The organism is Rhodococcus sp. IEGM 1379, assembly GCF_030056815.1.
In the GTDB taxonomy this organism is placed as follows: Bacteria; Actinomycetota; Actinomycetes; order Mycobacteriales; family Mycobacteriaceae; genus Rhodococcus_F.
The window spans coordinates 1-3893 of sequence record NZ_JASHKR010000159.1; the positions used below are offsets into that span (position 1 = coordinate 1).

3 protein-coding genes are annotated in these 3893 nt (G+C 61.1%); all 3 read right to left on the reverse strand.

Going from position 1 to position 3893, the window contains the following annotated elements; all coding sequences use genetic code 11:
- Nucleotides 1-3: 3 nt before the first annotated feature.
- On the reverse strand, nucleotides 4-1194 hold the full coding sequence (tuf, locus tag QM600_RS29080) for an elongation factor Tu (RefSeq protein WP_283265219.1): 1191 nt from the start codon (nucleotides 1192-1194) through the stop codon (nucleotides 4-6).
- Nucleotides 1195-1327: 133 nt separating this feature from the next.
- Entirely contained in the window at nucleotides 1328-3430 is a 2103-nt protein-coding gene (fusA, locus tag QM600_RS29085) for an elongation factor G (RefSeq protein WP_283265221.1), read from the reverse strand.
- A gap of 205 nt (nucleotides 3431-3635) precedes the next feature.
- Nucleotides 3636-3893, reverse strand: a 258-nt coding sequence (rpsG, locus tag QM600_RS29090) for a 30S ribosomal protein S7 (protein WP_283265222.1), incomplete at its 5' end; no start/stop codon positions are given.

Consider the following 3893-nt stretch of genomic DNA (forward strand, 5'->3'; position numbering starts at 1 on the left):
GTCTCACTTGATGATCTTGGCAACCTTGCCGGCGCCGACCGTACGGCCGCCTTCGCGAATTGCGAAGCGCAGGCCCTCGTCCATGGCGACAGGCTGGATGAGCTTGACGGACATCTCGGTGTTGTCACCGGGCATAACCATCTCGGTGCCCTCAGGCAGCGTCACGACGCCCGTAACGTCCGTGGTACGGAAGTAGAACTGCGGGCGGTAGTTGTTGAAGAACGGGGTGTGGCGGCCGCCCTCGTCCTTCGACAGGATGTATGCCTGGCCTTCGAACTCCGTGTGGGGAGTCGTGGTGCCCGGCTTGACAACAACCTGTCCACGCTCGACATCTTCGCGCTTGATGCCACGAACGAGCAGTCCGACGTTGTCGCCGGCCTGGCCCGAGTCGAGCAGCTTGCGGAACATTTCGATGCCCGTGACCGTGGTCTTGGTGGAGGTCTCCTTGATGCCGACGATCTCCACCTCCTCGTTCACGTTGACAACGCCACGCTCGATGCGACCGGTGACGACGGTTCCACGACCGGTGATCGTGAAGACATCCTCGACGGGCATGAGGAAGGGCTTTTCGGTCTCACGAACCGGAGTCGGGATGGACTCGTCGACAGCCTTCATGAGGTCGAGAATGGACTGGGTCCACTTCGGGTCGCCCTCGAGAGCCTTGAGTGCCGAGATCGGGATGACCGGGGCGTCCTCGTCGAATTCCTGAGCGGCCAGCAGTTCGCGGACCTCCATCTCGACGAGCTCGAGGATCTCTTCGTCGTCAACCATGTCAGCCTTGTTCAGGGCGACGAGGATGTACGGCACGCCAACCTGGCGAGCGAGCAGGACATGCTCGCGCGTCTGGGGCATGGGGCCATCGGTGGCTGCGACGACGAGAATAGCGCCGTCCATCTGAGCCGCGCCGGTGATCATGTTCTTGATGTAGTCGGCGTGACCCGGTGCATCGACGTGTGCGTAGTGACGCGCTTCCGTCTGGTACTCAACATGCGAGATGTTGATCGTGATGCCACGAGCCTTTTCCTCGGGAGCCTTATCGATCTGATCGAAGGCCGAAGCCTCGTTCAGGTCGGGGAAAGCATCCGCAAGCACCTTGGTGATGGCCGCCGTCGTCGTGGTCTTGCCGTGGTCGACGTGACCGATGGTGCCGATGTTCACGTGCGGCTTCGTCCGCTCGAACTTCGCCTTCGCCACTTTGTGTCCTCCTGGACTGATAATTGCTTGCCGTATGCAGCAGTGCGGTTGGTTATTACTTGGTCGTGCTTCGTGCCGGAAGCAACCGAGGTTACTTACCGGCGCGGGCTGGGGAGCTCGCAGTACTTACTACTTACTCGCCCGTCGCCTTGGCGATGATTTCCTTCGAGACGTTCGCGGGAACCTCTGCGTAGGAATCGAACACCATGGAGAAGTTCGCCCGGCCCTGGGTCCTGGACCGCAGGTCACCGATGTAACCGAACATCTCCGAGAGCGGAACCAGCGCCTTCACGACACGGGCACCACTGCGTTCCTCCATGGCCTGAATCTGGCCACGGCGGGAGTTAATATCGCCGATCACGTCGCCCATGTACTCCTCAGGCGTTGTGACCTCGACAGCCATGAGGGGCTCGAGAATGACGGGGCCGGCCTTGCGGGCGGCTTCCTTCAGTGCCTGCGAACCGGCAACCTTGAACGCCATTTCCGAGGAGTCGACGTCGTGGTAAGCACCATCGAGCAGCGACATCTTCAGGTTCACGAGCGGGTAGCCGGCGAGAACACCGTACTGCATCGCGTCCTGTGCGCCTGCATCCACGGAGGGGATGTACTCGCGCGGGATACGTCCGCCGGAGACCTTGTTCTCGAACGCGTAGGTAGCACCGTCTTCGCCCACGAAAGGCTCCAGGGAGATGATGACCTTTGCGAACTGGCCCGATCCACCCGTCTGCTTCTTGTGGGTGTAGTCGTGCTTCTCGACCTTCTTGGTGATGGTCTCACGGTAGGCGACCTGCGGCTTGCCCACGTTTGCCTCAACCTTGAACTCGCGACGCATACGGTCGACGAGGATATCGAGGTGGAGCTCGCCCATGCCGCCGATGACAGTCTGACCGGTCTCGTCGTCGAGTTCGACCGAGAAGGTCGGATCCTCTTCGGCGAGCTTCTGGATCGCGATGCCCAGCTTTTCCTGGTCGGACTTGGTCTTGGGCTCGATGGAGACCTGGATGACCGGCGCCGGGAACGACATCGACTCGAGGACGATGGGGTTGGCCTGGTCGCACAAGGTGTCACCGGTGGTGGTGTCCTTGAGACCGATCATCGCGTAGATGTGGCCGGCGACGGCCTCTTCTACCGGGTTCTCCTTGTTGGCGTGCATCTGGAAGAGCTTTCCGATGCGCTCCTTCTTACCCTTGGTCGCGTTCAGGACCTGCTGGCCCGGATCGAGACGACCGGAGTAAACGCGAACGAAGGTCAGCTTGCCGAAGAACGGGTGCGACGCAATCTTGAAGGCGAGAGCCGAGAACGGCTCGTCCTTGCTCGGCTTGCGCGTGATCTCGACTTCTTCGTCACCGAGCTTGTGTCCGACGACCTCGCCGATGTCCAGCGGGTTCGGCAGGTAATCGATGACAGCGTCGAGCATGGGCTGAACGCCCTTGTTCTTGAACGCGGAGCCACAGATAACCGGGTACAGCTCGGAAGCGACGGTCATCTTGCGGATGGCGCCCTTGATTTCCTCGACCGTGAGCTCTTCGCCGCCGAAGTACTTCTCCATGAGAGCTTCGTCGGACTCGGCAACGGTTTCGAGCAGCTTCTCGCGGTACTCGGCGGCCTTCTCGACGAGATCCGCGGGGATCTCTTCGATGGTCGGCAGTGCACCGGTCGGAACAACACCACGCCAGGTGATGGCACGCATCTCGACGAGGTCTACGACGCCGTCGAAGTCGTCCTCAGCGCCGATGGGCAGCTGGAGAACGAGCGGCTTCGCACCGAGACGGTCGATGATGGTCTGCACGGTGAAGTAGAAATCCGCGCCCATCTTGTCCATCTTGTTGACGAAGCAGATACGCGGGACGTCGTACTTGGCAGCCTGACGCCAAACCTGCTCGGACTGCGGCTCGACACCCTCTTTACCGTCGAACACAGCAACTGCGCCGTCGAGCACGCGCAGCGACCGCTCCACCTCGACCGTGAAGTCAACGTGGCCGGGGGTATCGATGATGTTGATCTGGTTGTTGTTCCAGAAGCAAGTCACGGCGGCAGACGTGATCGTGATGCCGCGTTCCTTCTCCTGCTCCATCCAGTCCGTCGTCGACGCACCGTCGTGCGTCTCACCGATCTTGTAATTGACACCGGTGTAGAACAGGATGCGCTCGGTGGTGGTGGTTTTGCCGGCATCGATGTGCGCCATGATGCCGATGTTGCGGACCTTGTTCAGGTCAGTCAGCACTTCCTGTGCCACAGGTTTCTTCCCCGCTCGTTGCTTGGTTTTTCGGGTGTCGGCCGTATCCGGTGTGTTCCACCATCAGGGCCATGGTCTTTCAATTATGTCTCTGCCGAGGCGAACCTGGCCACCTCTGCGCGGGAAAACCCGGCCGAGATGATCAGGTCGCCAACGGCGACAGCGTCGGAGCACCTGCCCGATGGCGGTTGCTCCGACGCTTACATCACCAGCGGTAGTGGGCGAAGGCCTTGTTGGCTTCGGCCATCTTGTGAGTGTCTTCGCGACGCTTCACAGCTGCACCGAGACCATTGCTGGCATCGAGGAGCTCGTTGGCGAGACGTTCGACCATGGTCTTCTCACGACGTGCACGCGAGAAGGTGACCAGCCAGCGAAGTGCCAGCGTGGTGGAACGACCGGGACGAACCTCGACCGGCACCTGGTAGGTAGCGCCACCGACGCGGCGGCTACGAACCTCGAGTGC